This is a genomic window from Streptomyces sp. NPDC057654, assembly GCF_042800135.1.
Taxonomy (GTDB): domain Bacteria; phylum Actinomycetota; class Actinomycetes; order Streptomycetales; family Streptomycetaceae; genus Streptomyces.
Genome location: NZ_JBHVHQ010001287.1, coordinates 1 through 1664, shown reverse-complemented (window position 1 = coordinate 1664; position 1664 = coordinate 1). Strand labels below are relative to the sequence as shown.

Below are 1664 nucleotides of genomic sequence, written 5' to 3'. Positions count from 1 at the left end.
GAAAGACATCTCACGTGCTTAAGAAGTCAAGCCGCGACGGCCGGCTCGGCCGGGAAGGAGGTGAACGCGTGTTGTTCGTTGAAGAGCTGTCCGGTATGCAGGCAGTGGTAGAGCTGACCGAGCAGGCGGTTGAACAGGTGTCGCTGGGCCTGGGCATGCCAGTCCCCGGCCGCGCGCCGACGACGGTAGTGTGCGTCAGCTCCGGGCGAGCTGGTCAACGAGGCGAAAGCCCAGAGGAATCCGGCCGTGATCAGCCGGTCGTTCTTGATGAAACGGCGGCCGACGAACTTCTTCCTGCCCGAGGCGCGGGTGATGGGAGCCGAGCCGGCGTATGCCTTCAGTGCGCGGGCATCGGCGAAGCGGTCGTGGTCGTCTCCGATCTCAGCGAGCACCCGGGCGCCGAGCTGGACGCCGAGGCCGGGGAAGCTGAGCAGCACGTCAGCGTCCGGGTGCTTGCGAAAAGACTCCTCGACCGCCTCGGCCAGTTCATCTGCCGCCCGACAGGCGGCATCCAACTGGATGATGAGTGCGGCGAGTTGGTGTCCCATGGCGTCCTCGACGGCGAGCGGCTGGCGGGCGTGCTCACTGCGGAAGATCTCCCGCAGCCGCCGGGCCTCGGCCTCGATCCCCCGGCTGCGGCCGGCGCGGCGGAGCGCCGCCTGGAGCTGCGCGATCGACAGCTTCGCCGCTCGCGCCGGGGTCGGCGCCGTGGCCAGGACCGTGCGGACCTCGGGACGGGCGAGGCCGTGCTGCTTGCCCTGGAAGGCATCCAGGGCGGCCGGGTAGAACGTCTTGAGCAGCGAGCGGACCTGGTTGACCAGCTGCTGGCGGTGCCAGACCGCGTCCTGCTGGGCGCGGGCGAGCACGGTGATCGCGCGGGCCAGGTCGCTGTCGTCGGGCAGCGGCCGGTGAGCGTGCATGTCGGTGCGCAGGATGTTCGCCAGTACCAGGGCGTCGCCCGGGTCGGACTTCTTGCGGCTGACCCCGTGCCGGTCCCGGTAGCGGGCGGCGGACAGCGGGTTGACCGCGTAGATCTGCCTGCTGCCGGTGCGCAGGGCGGCGACCAGCAGGCCGTGACTGGTCTCGATCGCCACCGGTATGGGGTCTTCGGGGGTGTCGCCGTGTTCGGCGAGCAGTTCCAGCAGCACGCGGTAGCCGGCCGCGTCGTCAGTGATCCTCTTCTTGGCGAGTTGGGTGCCGGTGTCGTCGACCAGGGCGACGTCGTGGTGGCGTTCTGCCCAGTCGATTCCGCAGTACACGTTCAATCCGTTCTCCTTGCCCTGTGCGTTTGTGCAGGTGGCAAGCCTGTGTGGGTCACGCGGCGCCCTAATTCCAGGACTCTTGGGTCCGCCATCTCACTAGCCGTTCGTGACGCCAGCGCACCGCGGGGGCCTCAGTCTCGTGCAGAGCTCGAAGGCTCGGGAGGAAACGGGAGGTCGCCCTGCGGCGGGCTCGCACCACGACGATCAACGTCCGGGCGGTCGGGATGGGTCCCGCGGCGGTCCGAAGGCGCCGGAGACAACCGCTCTTTCATAAGGCCTCATCGGGCCGGGAGCATTCAGGAGTCCCTCCGGCGCCCATGCGACCACCACGCAACCCATCCACACCAAGTCCAGCAGTCTCTCCGGGGCTGACCTGGAGCCACCTACTCACGAATTAGGAGC

Annotated in this window: 1 protein-coding gene; it reads right to left on the bottom strand. The window is 68.6% G+C overall.

Annotated elements, in window-relative coordinates; translation table 11 throughout:
- Nucleotides 1-26: 26 nt before the first annotated feature.
- Complete coding sequence (locus tag ACFU99_RS42910) at nt 27-1265, bottom strand: IS110 family transposase (RefSeq protein WP_384404011.1); 1239 nt, start codon at nt 1263-1265, stop codon at nt 27-29.
- Nucleotides 1266-1664 lie beyond the last annotated feature (399 nt).